Source organism: Halomonas shantousis, from assembly GCF_054654615.1.
The window spans coordinates 691239-706983 of record NZ_BAAIER010000002.1; the positions used below are offsets into that span (position 1 = coordinate 691239).

Annotated in this window: 15 protein-coding genes; 7 read left to right on the forward strand and 8 right to left on the reverse strand. The window is 62.3% G+C overall.

Annotated elements, in window-relative coordinates; translation table 11 throughout:
* Positions 1-82 precede the first annotated feature (82 nt).
* Together ACYQ12_RS03900 and ACYQ12_RS03905 are read right to left on the reverse strand one after the other, a co-directional pair.
* Positions 83-1147, reverse strand: a complete 1065-nt coding sequence (locus ACYQ12_RS03900) for a metal-dependent hydrolase (RefSeq protein ID WP_459867996.1) — start codon at positions 1145-1147, stop codon at positions 83-85.
* Between the two features lie 19 nt (positions 1148-1166).
* The gene (locus tag ACYQ12_RS03905) at positions 1167-1703 is read right to left on the reverse strand and encodes a DNA-3-methyladenine glycosylase I (RefSeq protein WP_459867999.1); all 537 of its coding nucleotides are present in this window, start codon (positions 1701-1703) and stop codon (positions 1167-1169) included.
* Between the two features lie 91 nt (positions 1704-1794).
* Between ACYQ12_RS03905 and ACYQ12_RS03910 the strand changes: the two genes are divergently transcribed.
* Genes ACYQ12_RS03910 through ACYQ12_RS03920 form a run of 3 tightly spaced genes read left to right on the forward strand, consistent with a single transcriptional unit; the run spans position 1795 to position 3477 of the window.
* The gene (locus tag ACYQ12_RS03910) at positions 1795-2271 is read left to right on the forward strand and encodes a DUF411 domain-containing protein (protein ID WP_459868002.1); all 477 of its coding nucleotides are present in this window, start codon (positions 1795-1797) and stop codon (positions 2269-2271) included.
* Positions 2272-2295: 24 nt separating this feature from the next.
* Complete coding sequence (locus tag ACYQ12_RS03915; protein ID WP_459868005.1) at positions 2296-2736, forward strand: VOC family protein; 441 nt, start codon at positions 2296-2298, stop codon at positions 2734-2736.
* Between the two features lie 54 nt (positions 2737-2790).
* Entirely contained in the window at positions 2791-3477 is a 687-nt protein-coding gene (locus tag ACYQ12_RS03920; RefSeq protein ID WP_459868008.1) for a uracil-DNA glycosylase family protein, read from the forward strand.
* Here ACYQ12_RS03920 and ACYQ12_RS03925 read toward each other — a convergent pair.
* Complete coding sequence (locus ACYQ12_RS03925) at positions 3474-3878, reverse strand: DoxX family protein (protein WP_459868011.1); 405 nt, start codon at positions 3876-3878, stop codon at positions 3474-3476. The genes ACYQ12_RS03920 and ACYQ12_RS03925 overlap by 4 nt on opposite strands.
* A gap of 451 nt (positions 3879-4329) precedes the next feature.
* Here ACYQ12_RS03925 and ACYQ12_RS03930 point away from each other — a divergent pair, with 451 nt between their 5' ends.
* Positions 4330-5466 (forward strand): GGDEF domain-containing protein, encoded by a 1137-nt coding sequence (locus tag ACYQ12_RS03930; protein WP_459868014.1) that lies wholly within the window; start codon positions 4330-4332, stop codon positions 5464-5466.
* On the opposite strand, the gene ACYQ12_RS03935 is transcribed toward ACYQ12_RS03930, so the two are convergent.
* The 5 genes from ACYQ12_RS03935 to ACYQ12_RS03955 form a co-directional block, all read right to left on the reverse strand.
* On the reverse strand, positions 5454-6182 hold the full coding sequence (locus tag ACYQ12_RS03935) for a phosphatase PAP2 family protein (protein WP_459868017.1): 729 nt from the start codon (positions 6180-6182) through the stop codon (positions 5454-5456). The two genes, ACYQ12_RS03930 and ACYQ12_RS03935, sit on opposite strands and share 13 nt — an antisense overlap.
* 343 nt (positions 6183-6525) lie before the next feature.
* Complete coding sequence (locus ACYQ12_RS03940) at positions 6526-9384, reverse strand: valine--tRNA ligase (protein WP_459868020.1); 2859 nt, start codon at positions 9382-9384, stop codon at positions 6526-6528.
* A 122-nt stretch (positions 9385-9506) separates the two neighbouring features.
* Entirely contained in the window at positions 9507-9932 is a 426-nt protein-coding gene (locus ACYQ12_RS03945) for a DNA polymerase III subunit chi (RefSeq protein ID WP_459868023.1), read from the reverse strand.
* A 172-nt stretch (positions 9933-10104) separates the two neighbouring features.
* Positions 10105-11205 carry a branched-chain amino acid aminotransferase gene (locus tag ACYQ12_RS03950; protein WP_459868026.1) on the reverse strand — a complete coding sequence of 367 codons (1101 nt, stop codon included), beginning with the start codon at positions 11203-11205 and terminating at the stop codon, positions 10105-10107.
* 160 nt (positions 11206-11365) lie between these two features.
* Positions 11366-12877: a leucyl aminopeptidase gene (locus ACYQ12_RS03955; RefSeq protein WP_459868029.1), complete on the reverse strand. Its 1512-nt coding sequence runs from the start codon at positions 12875-12877 to the stop codon at positions 11366-11368.
* Positions 12878-13102: 225 nt separating this feature from the next.
* Between ACYQ12_RS03955 and lptF the strand changes: the two genes are divergently transcribed.
* From lptF to ACYQ12_RS03970, 3 genes are read left to right on the forward strand one after another with little or no spacing between them, the layout of a single operon-like run.
* Positions 13103-14185, forward strand: coding sequence for an LPS export ABC transporter permease LptF (gene lptF, locus ACYQ12_RS03960; protein WP_459868032.1), 1083 nt, complete (start codon positions 13103-13105; stop codon positions 14183-14185).
* The gene (lptG, locus tag ACYQ12_RS03965; RefSeq protein WP_459868035.1) at positions 14182-15246 is read left to right on the forward strand and encodes an LPS export ABC transporter permease LptG; all 1065 of its coding nucleotides are present in this window, start codon (positions 14182-14184) and stop codon (positions 15244-15246) included. Before lptF ends, lptG begins: the two co-directional genes overlap by 4 nt.
* A 39-nt stretch (positions 15247-15285) precedes the next feature.
* Entirely contained in the window at positions 15286-15726 is a 441-nt protein-coding gene (locus tag ACYQ12_RS03970; RefSeq protein WP_459868038.1) for an RDD family protein, read from the forward strand.
* Positions 15727-15745: the final 19 nt, after the last annotated feature.

Consider the following 15745-nt stretch of genomic DNA (forward strand, 5'->3'; position numbering starts at 1 on the left):
GGTGAAAGCTTGCCAGGGCCCGATCCAATGATCGGGCCCTTGTCGTTGGGGTTGCGCTTTCGATAGCGCACTAGGAAAGCGATCACGAGTCTGGGCAGTCTCCGGCCCGTGGCGATGGAGGGCGTTGAGCCAGGGATGACGGGCAGACCGCCTGATCCGGCGTGATCGCCCGCTGCCATAGCTGGAACAGGGCGGCGATATCCGGCTGATGACCGGCAACCCGCTGCGATGAAATGGCTTGCCAGCTGCCATCGGTACGTTCTGCCACGCGGAAGTTGAAGGGGTAGAAGCCGGGAAGCCCCAGACGCAGGTCGGTGACGACCAGCCAGGTGCCGCTATCGTCCTGGTGAGGCCGGTAGCGCAGAAAAGGCCCGGCGAACCACCGCAGTCGCTGACCGCTTGCCGTCGCCAGGGCGACATCCGCGTAACGCTTGCCACGGGGAAAGGACTCGATGGGCGGAGGCCGCGTATCGAAGAGGCCGGCCAAGGCTTCGTGATAGCGATCGTTGTCGATCACCGTGACTCGCCATAACAGGGTGTTGAATGGGGTGGGCTGGACCAGGCGCGGTGCGTCGGCCAAGCCACGTTCGGCGAGTAGCGGTTCGAGGCGGGCGTCGATGGCCTGCTTGGCAATGAGCGAGAACAGCAGATAGGCCGTGGACAGCGCCAGTCCCCAGCCTAGCGCCTTTGGCGCCCGGCCCCGATACAGTGCGATCAGCACCGTGATCAACAACGGTAGGGTATAGAGCGGGTCAATGATGAAGATGCTGGCCCAACTGACCGGTGGCGAGGTCAGCGGCCACCATAGCTGGGTTCCGTAGGTGGTGAAGGCGTCGAGCAGGGGGTGGGTGAGCAGGCAGGCGGAAAAGAACAGCCACCAATGTCCGAACGGAATCCGGTACGTTCGCAGTCCTCGGGCACAGCCCAGCGCCAGCAGCGTGGCCAGCGCCTCGAGCACCCACAGTGAATGACTGAAGCCGCGGTGGCTGGCGTAGTCGGCGACTGCATCGCCGTAGTCGATGATCACGTCGAGGTCGGGGAGCGTGCCCAGGAAGGCGCCGGCCACTACCGCCTTGCGGCCCAGACGCCGGCCGAGTATCGCGCCGCCTACCGCCGCACCCAGACAGGCCTGGGTCAGAGAATCCATGCGCGAGCTCCCGATGGCATCATGTGCTGGCCCAGGCGGGGTGGCAGGCCAGGATCCTGGCGTGCGTCGGGCAGTCGTGACGGTGGGCGCCGGGTAAGTAGCCGGTGCTCATCAGGAATTCATTGACGATTTCGGGGCCAGTGAAGCGGAAGGTGCGCTTGAACAGGCGTACCCAGTCGGCGAGTGGCAGCGGGTGGTGATGATCCAGCCAAGCCTTGAAGCTGCCATGCTCGGCTTGCAGCGAGCGAATCACGCCTGCATTGTGGATGGTGGCGTCGATCTTGAGCCGATTGCGGATGATGCCGGCATCGCTGAGCAGTCGTTCGCGTTCGTGCTCGTCATAGGCGGCGACCCGGGCGACGACGAACCGGTCGAACGCGGCTTGAAACGCCGGACGCTTCTTGAGCACCGTCAGCCACGACAATCCCGCCTGGTTGATCTCCAGGACCAGACGTTCGAACAGCACGTCATCGTCATCCACGGGAAAACCGTACTCCTGGTCATGGTAGGGTCCGTGAAACGGGTGAGCCGGTGCCAGATCACAGTAATCGGCCATGCGATACCTCTATAATCGATGGGGCCGGGCCGCGGCCGGCGGTATGCCCATGATGCCGCACTTTATCGAGACAGAAAAAGCGAGAGTCGACATGGCGAGACATGACAGGACCTTTCCCTCCTTCTCCCGGCGCCTGCGCCAGGGAGTGGCTTCACTGACGCTGGGCCTGATGGCCGGTGTCGCCTGGGCCGGACCGACCGCCGAGGTGTGGAAGGATCCCTACTGCGGTTGCTGTACGGCGTGGGTCGAGCATCTTGAAGATGCCGGGTTCACGGTGCAGGTTCATGAGGCGAACAATATGGCCGCCATCAAGGGCGAGCATGGCGTGCCCGCCAAGCTCGCCTCCTGTCACACGGCGATGATCGAGGGTTACGTGATCGAAGGCCATGTGCCGGCCGATGACATTCAGCGTCTGCTCCAGTCGGAGGCCGACATTGCCGGTCTCGCCGTGCCGGGCATGCCGCAGGGAGCGCCGGGTATGGAAACCGGGCGCGTCGATGACTATAACGTCTATGCCTGGAATGAGGACGATAACATCCGCGTCTTCCAGCGCTATACCCATGATTGAGAATCACGACTGAGAGAGGAAAGCATGCAATATCTGCATACCATGGTGCGTGTCAGCGATCTCGACGCCTCGTTGCACTTCTACTGCGATCTGCTGGGACTCAAGGAAGTCAGCCGTGTGGAGAACGAAAAGGGACGCTTCACGCTGGTATTCCTGGCGGCCCCGGAGGATGAGGCCCGGGCCCGCGAAGACAAGGCGCCGATGGTGGAGCTGACGTTCAACTGGGATCCCGAAACCTACACGGGCGGGCGCAACTTCGGCCATCTGGCCTACCGTGTGGAAGATATCTACGCGCTGTGCGACAAGCTCCAGCAGGGCGGAGTCACCATCAACCGGCCGCCCCGGGACGGTCACATGGCCTTCGTGCGCTCACCGGACGGTATCTCGGTCGAACTGCTGCAGCAGGGGGAGGCGCTCGCACCGCAGGAACCCTGGGCCTCGATGGAAAACACCGGTAGCTGGTAGAACCAACCCGCGAGGCATGGGGCATGGACCGAGTCAGACATCAAGGAGGATGAGATGGCGCTGGATGAGACACTGCGTGAGGCTTTTCGTCACGAGGCACGCCTGCTCGAGGGACGTGACAGCGAGGTGTACGAAAAGTACGGCAAGGATCCGCTGGAGCCGATCATCGGCGTCGGGCCCCGGGAGGCCCCGCTGGGGTTCTTCGGGCGCGACCCGGGGCGTCAGGAGGTCGAGCACGGGCAGCCATTCGTGGGTAGTGGCGGCCAGAAGGTGCGAGCCGCCCTGTATCGCCATCTCCATGGGGAGGAGCTACCCGATTTCGATGCATCGCTCGAGGTCGGGCGGCAGTTCTTCTGGGCCAACACCGTGCCCTACAAACCGTTGGGCAACAAGGCTTGGTCGATGGCGGTCAAGAAGCGTTTCCAGCCGCTCATGGCCAAGGTGTTGGTCGATGAGTGGCAAGGGCGCGATCTGATCACGCTGGGGCGTGAAGCCTTCCTGTGGTTCGGCATCAATCAGCCGCGCGAGATACGCCAGGCGCTGGAAGCCTTCTGGGCCCGGGAGGACCGTTTCAGTGCCTGCCATACCACCTCGCTGGTGCTCGAGGACGGACGCGAGGCGCATTTTCGGCTGGCTCCGTTACCCCATCCATCGCCGCTCAACCAGACCTGGTTCAAGCGTTTTCCCGGCCTGCTGATGCAGCGTCTGGAGGCCTGGGACGTGGCGGGCCGGCTTGGCTAGTCGGGGCGCAGGGCCAGACGTCCACTGCCGAGAAACATGACGGCCAGGGCACTGCAGAGGAACATGGCCTGAAGCTCCAGCGCCCAGCCTCCCTGGTCGGTCAACGTCAGTAGCTGCGAGACGTGTGCCAGCCCAATGGCGACCAGCATGTTGCCGGCCATCAGCAATCCGCCCAGTCGGGCCTGCCAACCGGCAATGACCATGACGGGGGCAACCACTTCGCCTATCAGCACGCCATAGGCCAGAAAGGTGGGTATGCCATGAGCTGCAAGCATGCTGCCGATCCCGGTCAGGCTGCCGGGATCGAGCAGCTTGGCGATGCCGTGCAGCAGGATCAGGCCTCCCACGGCCAGACGCAGGATGAGTTTTCCCAAGTCCTGATGATGCCAGAGGATTGGCATGGCATATTTCCTTATCGTGTATGGCAATCTTCACAGGGTGACATGGCATGCCTGGCCATGGGCAGGGGCGAGACAGGTCCGCCTGGGTTCGGGTTCAGCCCCTTGAGCCAGTAACGTTGGCCAAAGAGAAAAAGTGCTTTGCTTCCTGTCGATGAGAATAGTGATTTTACTTCATTTCATGTATATGTCTTGTTTATAATTATTAAATACGACTTGTTGACTATGAGCCACTTCTTCACACAAAAGCCTCTTTATAATTCTAAATTAGAAACATCAATGTTTATTAAAAGATAACAATATACCGTAGCGTTATTCCAGCTCCTGACCCCATGGAGGAGCGTAAATAAGCTACGGGTATGGCCGATGCTGACCCATTCAAATGGATATGAGTCGCTCTGCCTGAGCGGCATGCCAGCTGCCGGGCTTCCAGACTAGAATGCAAGGATAATCTATGGGCTACTTGAAAGCCGCTTGGCAACAGTTTTCCCAACCTCCTGCGCCAGTGCCGGTAGAGTATCGTCGGAACTACGAAATTTTCGTACGTATCTATCTCTTGGCGACTCTGGCGCATGCACTTTACATTCCGATTATTGTTTGGCTGGATTCCGTCCTGCTGTCCAATTTGAATTTGATGAGTATCCTGCTTAATCTCGTCGCGCTTCTTCTGCATCGGCGCGGATCCTGTACCTCGGCTCTTATCGTACAGTTATTCGGCGTCACCGTATTGATTACGATCAGTACCGTCATGCTTGGGGCGGGGGCCGATTATTATTTCTTCGTTATCTTCTTTGAGTTACTTATCAGTGATCTGCAGCGCCGTGCCAAGCTGGGGCTGGGGTTGGCGCTGTTTATTCTGGCTCTGGGCTCGGTGCACTTCTCCACTTTCACCATGCATGCCTGGCACCACGGCAGCATGTCGCGGGAGATGCTGCGCAGCGTCAATTTGGGTGCCGTCTTCTTGCTGTTTTCCTTTGTGGTGCTGCAACTGTATGTCATTACCGAGCGCGTCGAGAAGCGCTATCGGGTCGACGCTTCGCACGATTCGTTGACCGGCGTGCTCAATCGGCGGGCCATTTTTGAACTGGCGGGGCAGTACTGGCAGCAGGGACGGGGGTTCACACTGTTGTTGCTCGATGCTGATCACTTCAAGAGCGTCAATGACACTTACGGGCATTCGGCGGGAGATGAGGTGCTGCGTCACCTGTCGCAAACGTTGAAGAAGACGCTGCGTGAAGGCGACGTGCTGGGAAGGGTGGGGGGAGAGGAGTTTCTGGTGCTGCTGCCTGGCGCTGGTCGTGAAGAGGCGTTACAGGTCGCGGCCAAGCTGCGCAGGCGCTTGGCGGAGTCACCCTGTCGCTTACACGAGCTGACGCTACCGGTAACGTTATCGATGGGACTGGCGCTTTCCCGGGAGGCTGCCTTGCTGGATGGCGTAGTGGAACTGGCCGATCGTCGCCTTTACGCCGCCAAGTCCTCCGGGCGCGATCAACTGGTCGCCGAGGGGCATGAAGTCGCCTCCTGCAAAGAAGGTGTGAAGGACGCCAGGGGGCGGCTCGCCCAGGGTGTGTCGCAGTTTCAGTGCTTCTGAGTGTACCGATGCCCCTCAGACGAGGGGCAGATGCGACGGGCAATCGTGACGATGCGTCCAACACAGCATGTCGCCAAGGGCGTGTAAAGGACCCAGGGGAGAACCACGAGGGCGATAGCGAGCGCTCCCATGTAGACGTCACTGAACCAGTGTGCACCGACCATGATGCGCGGCGCACTCAAGAGCACGACGAACGCGACGCTCAGGGCACCGATCATGCGGTCGCTGAAGCGCAGCATGAAAGAGGCGAACACCATCAGCATCAAGCCATGATCCCCCGGGAAGCTGTTGGCCGAAGCATCCTTGGCGGGAATGGTGACGATATCGGTCAGGCGGTGGGCATTCTCGAAAACCAGTGTCGGGCTGGGATGGCCGTAACGGATCCCTTTGGTAGTAAACAGCGCCAGTAGCGCTGCCGTGACCAACATGGTCAGTCCGATGCCGAACCAGCGCCAAATGCGCTCCGGTGCGCTGTCACGCAGGCAGGCGACGAAAAATAGCAGTGCCATGGTGACGAAGGCAATGGCGTCGAAAATTCTCAGATTGAGAAAGGCCAGTACTTCTGTCCAGTGCCGATGATCGGCAGTCACGAATTGGTTGAAGAACCAGAATACGCCATCATCCAGGCGCGACCAGACGGTTGGATAAGTCAGCCACCAAGTCGCGACAAGCAACAGGCCAAGAGTATTGAGCAGCAATATTTTACGGGGTTGCATGTGAAGGGCCCGACAGAGTGACCTCTCTATGTTACCGTTAATCAAACCTTAAGGAACAGTGTTCTGTTAGGTGCGCTCAACGGCTGCTGTGCTTAAGGGGCTGACGCTGAAAGGGGCAGGCTCTAGGCTATTTACGAAAAGTCGGCGAGCGATGGTCAGGCAAGGCAAAAAGCAGCGAAAAGGCGGAGTTTACGAGAGGTAAATGAGCATTTTGAGCTGTTTTTTAACGCCGTATGGCCGAGTGTAGGCAGTTTTCGTACAAAGCCTAAAGGAAACTCCGCATGAAAAAGCCGCCCGTAGGCGGCTCTGACTGATCGATGAGATCGCTGACAGGGCTGTCGGTCTAGAGTGCCGCGATCTTCTCGCGCTGCCCCAACAGCAGGTCGCGTGCCGCCTGGGCATCCCTGAGCTTGCCTTTCTCCTTCTCGACGACATCCGCCGGCGCCTTGGCGACGAAGCTTTCGTTACCGAGCTTCTTTTCGACGCCAGCAATCAGCTTGTCCTGCTTGTCGAGCTCCTTGGCCAGACGCGCCAGCTCGGCTTCCTTGTCGATCAGGCCGGCCATCGGCACCAGGACTTCCATGTCGCCGACCCGCTGGATGGCGGCGAGGGGAGCCTGATCGGGGGTGTCGAGCCAGGTGGCGCTCTCGAGCTTGGCCAGCTTGGCGAGGAAGGGCCGGTTGGCCTCCAGGCGCTGACGGTCGGCCTCGCTCCCCTTGGTCAACAGTGCATCGAGTGGCTTGCCCGGGGCGATGTTCATTTCGGCGCGTATGTTGCGCACGGCGATGATGACCCCCTTGAGCCATTCGATGTCGCGTTCGGCCTGCTCGTCGATCTTGTCCTGCTCGGCCTGGGGCCATGGCTGAGTCATGATGGATTCGGAACCGTCGCCGCTCGCCCTGCCGGCCAGCGGCGCCACGCGCTGCCAGATCTCTTCGGTGATGTAGGGCATCATCGGATGCGCAAGGCGCAGGATCGCCTCGAGCACGCGCACCAGGGTGCGCCGGGTGCCGCGCTTGGCGGAAACCGAGGCGCTATCGTCCCAGAGCACCGGCTTGGAAAGCTCCAGGTACCAGTCGCAGTACTCGTTCCATACGAACTCGTAGAGCGCCTGCGAGGCATGATCGAAGCGGAACTCCTCCAAGGCCCGGGTGACCTGGGCCTCGGTCTGCTGCAGGCGCGAGACGATCCAGCGGTCGGCCAGCGACAGCTCGATGTCGCTGTCGTCGAGAGAGCCCAGACCGACATCCTCACCTTCGGTGTTCATCAGCACATAGCGCGAGGCGTTCCACAGCTTGTTGCAGAAGTTGCGGAAGCCGTCGAGGCGGCCCATGTCGAACTTGACGTCGCGTCCGGTGGAGGCCAGCGACAGGAAGGTAAAGCGCAATGCGTCGGTGCCGTGGGGTTCGATGCCCTCGCTGAACTCGGCACGGGTCGCCTTGGCGATCTTCTTGGCCTGCTGGGGCTGCATCATGTTGCCGGTGCGTTTGTCGACCAGCGTCTCCAGGTCGATGCCGTCGATCAGATCGATGGGGTCGAGCACGTTGCCCTTGGACTTGGACATCTTCTGGCCTTGGGCGTCGCGTACCAGCCCGTGCACGTAGACCTGCTTGAACGGCACCTCGCCGGTGAACTTCAGGGTCAGCATGATCATGCGCGCGACCCAGAAGAAGATGATGTCGAATCCGGTGACCAGCACGCTCGACGGGTGGAAGGTGGCGAGCTCCGGCGTCCGCTCCGGCCAGCCTAGGGTGCCGAAGGTCCACAGCCCCGAGCTGAACCAGGTATCCAGCACGTCGTCGTCCTGGGCCAGCACGATGTCCGGCGCCAGACCGTACTTCTCGCGAGCCTCGGCTTCGCTGCGGGCCACGTAGACATTGCCTTCCGGGTCGTACCAGGCCGGAATACGATGTCCCCACCACAACTGACGCGAGATGCACCAGTCCTGCAGGTCGCGCATCCAGGCGAAGTACATGTTCTCGTAGTTCTTGGGCACGAACTGGATGTCGCCGTTCTCGACGGCGGCAATGGCCGGCTCCGCCAGGCTCTTCACGGCGACGAACCACTGATCGGTCAAGAGCGGTTCGATGACATCTCCCGAGCGGTCACCATAGGGCAGGGTGTTGTTGATGGTTTCGACCTTCTCGAGCAGCCCCTGCGCCTCCATGTCGGCGACGATCCTCTCACGCGCGACGAAACGCTCCAGTCCGGCGTAAGCGGTGGGCAGCGTGGCGTTCTCGTCGGGCAGCGGGCGACCCTGCAGATCGAAGATCTCGGCGCGTTCGAGAACTCTTGCATCCTTGGAGAACACGTTGATCAGCACGTGCCCCTGGCGCTTGCCGACCTCGTAATCGTTGAAATCGTGGGCGGGGGTGATCTTCACGCATCCCGAACCCTTCTCCATGTCGGCGTGCGGGTCCGCGACGACGGGAATGCGCCGGCCGACCAGCGGCAGCTCGATGAACTTGCCGACCAGCGAGGCGTAGCGCGGATCCTCGGGATTGACCGCCACGCCGGTATCGCCGAGCAGCGTTTCCGGGCGGGTGGTGGCGACCACCAGATAATCCTTGCCGTCATCGGTGGTCACGCCATCGGCCAGCGGATAGCGAAAATGCCAGAACTGACCCTGCTGCTCGCGGTTCTCCACTTCCAGGTCGGAAATCGCGGTGTGCAGGGTCGGGTCCCAGTTGACCAGGCGCTTGCCCCGGTAGATCAGGCCTTCGTCGAACAGGCGCACGAAGACTTCCTGAACCGCCTTGTAGAAGCCGTCGTCCATGGTGAAACGCTCGCGGCTCCAATCGACGCTGGCGCCCATGCGACGTAGCTGGCGGGTGATGTGACCGCCTGACTCGGCCTTCCACTCCCAGACCTTGTCGATGAACGCGTCGCGCCCCAGGTCATGGCGCGTCTGACCAGTCTCGGCGGCCAGCTTGCGCTCGACCAGCATCTGCGTGGCGATGCCGGCATGGTCGGTACCCACCTGCCAGAGCGTGTTGTTGCCGCGCATGCGACGCCAGCGGACCAGCGTATCCATGATGGTGTCCTGGAACGCATGGCCCATGTGCAGGCTGCCGGTAACGTTGGGCGGTGGAATCATGATCGCGAAAGGGTCGCCCTGGCCGGAGGGCGCGAAGCGGTTGTCGGCTTCCCAGCGTTGATACCAGCGGGTTTCGATCTGTTCGGGTTGGTAGGTCTTGTCCATTGCGAGCTCTGACTGAAAGGGATGGCGTTGACCACGGGCCGGGGCGGCGTCGCGAAAATGGGCCCGATTATAGCGCTGCAGGCGACCCGTCGCACGCCGGCGGCATGCGTGATGCGGCGAGACTAGAGTTGATGCGCCTTTACCGGGTAGCCGCGCTTCTTGTAGGTCTGCCAGCACTGGCGCTTGGCGGTCAGTACGTCCTGGTGCTGGTTGATGATCTCGGCGACCCGCTCGAAACGCGAGAACCATTCGGGAATCTCGGAATGCAGGTTGAGCATGGCTTCGATGCCCGGCTCGGGCGGGGCATCGAAGCCGATGGTGACCGGCGGCAACGGTTCGACCGCATCGCCCAGCAGGCTGTGCGGGACATAGCTGTCGGGGCGAAAGACCCACAACCGCTCGTCGAAATCGTGCGCCATGGCCGCATCCTCGGTATGCACGTGCAGCCGATAACCCTTGCGGTAGATGGTCTCGGCCAGGCGACAGGCGAAATCGAGCCGGGCGTCCAGGGTGGTATCGGAGAGAATGTAGAAATCGATCCGGGTCATGGAAGATGGCCTGAAGAGTGTCTGCTTTCACCGCCTTCCAGGCGAGCCGTGACGATCATGACCTTGCTCATCGTGGTTCTCCGTATCGTCCTGGTTGTTGAGCGGAATCGAACGGAAGCGGCGGACGGTCGAACAGGTCGACCGTCCCTGCGAGCCTGACGAGTGATCGGTCTCAGGCGAGACGCGTCAGCCAGCCATGGGTATCCTCGCTGCGGCCATATTGAATGTCGAGCAGCCGCTTGCGCAGCGCCTTGCCGACTTCGCCGCCACCGTCGGAGGCGCAGGCGATACGCTCCTCCTCGCTGACCAATTCGCCGATGGGCGTGATCACCGCTGCCGTACCGCAGGCGAATACCTCGCTGATCTCGCCGGAAGTCACGCCTTTACGCCATTCGTCGATGCTGATCTGACGCTCCTCGGGAGACAGGCCTGCATCCCTGGCCAGTTGCAGCACGGAATCCCGGGTAACGCCCTCGAGGATGGTACCGGTGAGCGCCGGGGTGACGATGCGGCCATCCTTGAACACGAAGAACAGGTTCATGCCGCCGAGCTCTTCCACCCACTTGTTCTCCACCGCGTCGAGAAACGCGACCTGATCGCAGCCGTGAGTCGCGGCTTCCTCCTGGGCCTTCAACGAGGCGGCATAGTTGCCGCCGCACTTGGCGAAGCCGGTACCGCCGGGCGCGGCGCGGTTATACTTCGACGACAGCCAGATCGACACCGGCTTGACGCCGCCCTTGAAGTAGGCCGCCGCCGGCGAGGCGATGACGTAGTAGTCGACCTCCTTCGAGGGACGCACACCGAGAAACGTCTCGCTGGCGATCATGAACGGACGCAGATAGAGGCTCGACTCCTCGGCTTCGCTGGCCGGAGTCGGGACCCAGTCGATATCCTGGGCGACCAGTGCCTTCAGCGAGCCGATGAAGGTCTCGGTGTCGAGTTCGGGCAACGCCAGGCGCCGTGCCGAGGCGCGAAAGCGTGCGGCGTTCCTTTCGGGGCGGAAGGTCCATACCGAGCCGTCGGCGTGACGGTAGGCCTTGACGCCCTCGAAGATCTCCTGCGCGTAGTGCAGCACCGAGGCGGCGGGGTCCAGCGTGAGCGGGCCGTAGGGGCGGACTTCGCCGCGGTGCCAACCCTCGGCCAGCGTCCAGCGCACATGCGCCATGTGATCGGTAAAGAAGCGGCCAAAGCCGGGGTTCGCCAGGATCTCCGCGCGGACGTTCGCATCGGTGGGATTGGCATTGGGCTTCAGTCCAAAGCCTGTGGTGGACACGGTAGCGTTCTCCATTGCTGCATGACTCTGGTCGCACGCATTGATTCAGCGCGTCCAGAGGTAGTGTGGGCCCGAAATCGTTAGAAGCCTAATCATGGCACGGGCACCTCGACCTCATAAAGTCCGAAGTGCCGTTGCCACTGCGTATCTTACCGCTTATTCATTCCGTACTCTGCAGTTCGGCCTCGCGATCGAGCAAATATTGCGTCAGCAGGCCCACCGGGCGTCCGCTGGCGCCTTTCTGCTTGCCCGAGGTCCAGGCCGTGCCGGCGATGTCGAGATGCGCCCAGGGGTAGCTGTCGGCAAAGCGGGACAGGTAGCAGGCCGCCGTGATGGCGCCGGCCGGGCGTCCGCCGATATTGGCAATATCGGCGAAGTTGGACTCGAGCTGCCCTTGATAGTCGTCCCACAAGGGCATGTGCCAGGCGCGGTCCCAGGCAGTTTCGCCGGCCTCGAGCAGGTCGAGCGCCAGATCGTCGTCATTGGAGAACAGCCCGGTGGCGTGCGCGCCCAAGGCAATGACGCAGGCACCGGTGAGGGTGGCGATGTCGACCACGCTGGCCGGCGTGAAGCGTTCGGCGTAGGTCAGGGCGTCACACAGTACCAGACGCCCCTCGGCGTCGGTGTTGAGGACTTCGACGGTTAATCCCTTGAGAGTCTTGATGATATCGCCCGGCTTGGTGGCACGCCCGTCGGGCATGTTCTCGGCAGCAGCGACGATGGCGACCACGTTGACCTTGGGTTTGAGCGCGAGCAGCGACCTGACGGTGCCGAAGACGCTCGCCGCTCCGCACATGTCGAACTTCATCTCGTCCATGTCGGCACCGGGCTTGAGCGAAATGCCGCCGGTGTCGAAGGTGATGCCCTTGCCGACCAGCACGTGAGGCGCCTCCTCGGCATTGTCGGCGCCCTGGTAGCGCATGACGATCAGTCGCGAGGGCTCTTCGCTGCCGCGTCCCACCGAGAGCAGCGAGCGTGCACCGAGCGTCTCGAGGGCCTCCTCGTCGAGAACCTCGACGTCCAGCGCTCCGCCGGACTGCTGACCGAGCTGTTCGGCCTGGCTGGCCAGGTAGCGTGGCGTGCAGACATTGCCGGGCAGATTGCCCAGAGTCCGGGCCAGGTTGACTCCTTCGCCGATGGCGGCGCCGACCCTGGCACCCTGCTCGGCGGGCTGAGCATCGGCCGCTTCGCTGACCAGCAGGGCCACACGCTCCAGGCGTGGCGCCGGCCCCGGTTCGGACTTGAATTCGGTGAAGCGATAGACGGCGCGCAGGGCCGCCTCGCTGATCATGCGAGCCTTCCAGTCACTGGCGCGCTCGCCGACCGGAACATCGGTGAAAGCCACTGCCACCTCGTCACCGGGAAGCTTGGTGAGGGCGGTAAAGGCGGCATCCAGCGCCTTGCGTAGCGTGCCCTCGTTGCACTTGCCGCGCTCCCCGAGTCCCACCAGCATCAGGCGCTCGGCGCCCAGGCCCGGTGCGAAGGGAATCAGCTGGACGTTACCGAGGCCGGGATCGAAATCGCCGCGTTCGATCAGTTGCCCGATCAGTCGCTCGCTGGCATCGTCGAGCTTCTCGGCCACCGGCAGCAGATCGCCGTCCTTGAACACCGGCACCACGAGGCAAGCCGTTTCGACCTTGGCGGGATTGACGGTGAGTACGGGAAATTCCATGACATCTCCACACGACAGAGGCTTCATCCACGCGATTGCCATCTCACGACGAGACAAGGGCGCGCGGATTCTGGATAATGCCGGCACGTCGCCGGCGCCGAATGTCCCCAGTGTACGCAAAGCCACGTCGCAATGCATGGCGTGCGAAGGGATGGCCGCGTAGGGGAGCTTGACGCTTCATGGGGCTATCTTCATGAGCACAGGGAGTCGACTCGGGAGAGAAGATTGATCGTATTCCGCTATCTGACACGCGAGATACTGACCACCATGGCGGCCGTGGCCGGCGTGCTGCTGCTGGTGATCATGGGCAGTCGTTTCATCCGCTACTTCAGCCAGGCCGCCGAAGGCACCATCCCCTCGAGTCTCCTCGGCACCCTGATGCTCTATCATCTGCCGGGGTTCATGCAGCTGATTCTGCCGCTGGCCTTCTTTCTGGCCATCCTGCTGGCCTACGGTCAGCTCTATCTCAACAGCGAAATCACCGTGCTGGTGGCCTGCGGCATCAGCCCCAACCGACTGTTGCGCGTGACGCTGTGGCCGGCTCTGCTGATTGCGGTCGTGGTCGGGGCGTGCAGTCTATGGCTGACCCCGGCCGGTGCCCGGCACAATGAAGTGATGCTGGAGGAGCAGAAGAGCCGTCTGGACTTTTCCGTGCTGGCGCCGGGGCGTTTCCAGGGGCTCGGTAGCGGCCGTACCGCCTATACCGAGCGTCTGAGCAGTGATCAGTCACGCATGGAAGAGGTGTTCATCAGCGAGCGTCAGGAGCGCGGCGACGGCATTCCCGAAGCGGTGGTCACCCGGGCCGCGGGCGGCTACCAGACCATCGACAGCGACACCGGCAGCCGCTTCCTGGTGTTGACCGATGGCGAGCGGTACAGCGTCGAGCCGGGCAATCCCGTCGCCGAGCGGCTGCAGTTCGATACCTATGCGGTACGTCTGTCGCGTGGCGAGGAACTCGCCGAGCTCGATGAGGCGGAACTCACCAGCAGCCGGGAACTGCTTTCCTGGGAAACGCCCGAGGCTTGGGCGACCTTGCAGTGGCGCGTGTCGCTGCCGTTGATGGTGCCGATCCTGACGCTGCTGGCGCTGCCTCTGGCCCGGGTCAATCCTCGCCAGGGGCGTTTCGCCAAACTGTTGCCCGCCATCTTTCTGCATATCAGCTACCTGAGCCTGCTGCTGGCCGCCCAGGACGCCATCGAGCGCGGCGCTCTGCCGGTGAGTGTCGGCGTGTGGCCGATTCATGCCGTCTATCTGCTGCTGGGGCTGTGGCTGATGCGCCGGGCGCAGCTGGGAGGAGCCCGCTCATGATGGTGGATCGTCTCGATCGCTACATCGCGCGTAACGTATTGGGGGCGATGCTGGTGGTACAGCTTCTGATCCTCGGGCTCGATCTGGTGATCTCCTACATCAACGACCTGGGCGACGTGGCCGGAAATTATGGTGCACTGGACGTGCTGCTCTATCAGATGCTGCGCCTTCCCTGGCGTTTCTATCAGTACGTGCCGGTCGGTGTGCTGATCGGCGCCCTGATCGGCCTGGGGGCGATGGCTTCGAGCAACGAACTGACGGTAATGCGTGCCGCCGGGCGTTCGCTGACACGTATCCTGTGGGGAGTCATGAAGCCGCTGGGCATCGTCATCCTGTTGACCATGGCGATGGGGGAATTCGTGGCGCCGGCGACCGAGCAGCACGCCGAGGTCTGGCGGCTCGAACAGCTCGAGGGCGAGGGCGCGGTGTTGACCGAGCGGGGCGGTTGGCAGCGTGAGGGAGACGACTTCTATCGTTTCGGGGCGATTCGCGCCGACGATACCGTGCTCAACCTGACCCGATATCACTTCACGGGCACCACTCTCGACGAAGCGATATTCGCCGAACGTGCGGTATGGCGCGATGACGGCTGGGTGTTGCAGGACGTGGACGTGACGCGGTTCGAGCCCTCCGGAACCGTTACCGAGCATCATGAGACGCGCCCCTGGCAGACGGCACTGACGCCCGACCAGCTCAATCGCCTGCTGCGTCCCGTCGACAGCCAGTCGCCCAGTGAGCTGTGGCGTTACGCCCGGTATCTCCAGTCCCAGGGCGTGGAGGCGACCCAGCCACTGCTGTTCTTCTGGCAGAAGATGCTGCTGCCGCTGACTCTGGCAGCGCTGGTCCTGGTGGCAGCCTCGTTCGTGTTCGGGCCGCTGCGCAGCGTGGCGGCGGGCACCCGGGTCTTCTACGGCGTGATCGTCGGGCTGACTTTCAAGTATCTTCAAGACCTGCTGGCGCCGGCTTCGATGATGTTCGGTTTCTCTCCCGCCTGGGCGGTGCTGGTCCCGACGCTGGCCAGCTTTGCGCTGGGAATTTTCATGCTGCGGCGTACCGGCTGAAAGCAGGTGAAGACTATCTTCCATTCCAAGGAGAAGGGCATGCGGCGCTTCGCGCATCTCGACGATACCTACCCGCCGGGATTGCTGCGGCGCCTGGGGGCAGTGCTCTACGATTTTCTCATCGTGGTCGCGCTATGGATGCTGGTGGGGTTCATCGGCGTGGCGCTCAATCACGGCGAGGCCAACGAGAGTCCCTTGCTGCACAGTGCGCTGTTCATCGTCACCTTCGTCTTCTTCGCCTTCTTCTGGATGCGCAGCGGCATGACACTGGGCATGCAGGCATGGCGATTGCGGGTACAGAGCGTGAATGGCCATCCCCTGACGCTGCCCCAGTGCCTGGTGCGTTTCATGGTCGCCTGGGTGTCGCTGCTCGTCTTCGGCCTGGGCTATCTCTGGGTGCTGTTCGACAGCGAGCGACGCAGTTGGCACGACATCGCTTCGGATACCCGGGTCGTGGTGTTGCCCAAGGGCGCTCGCTAGCACAAGGACATATTGCCGC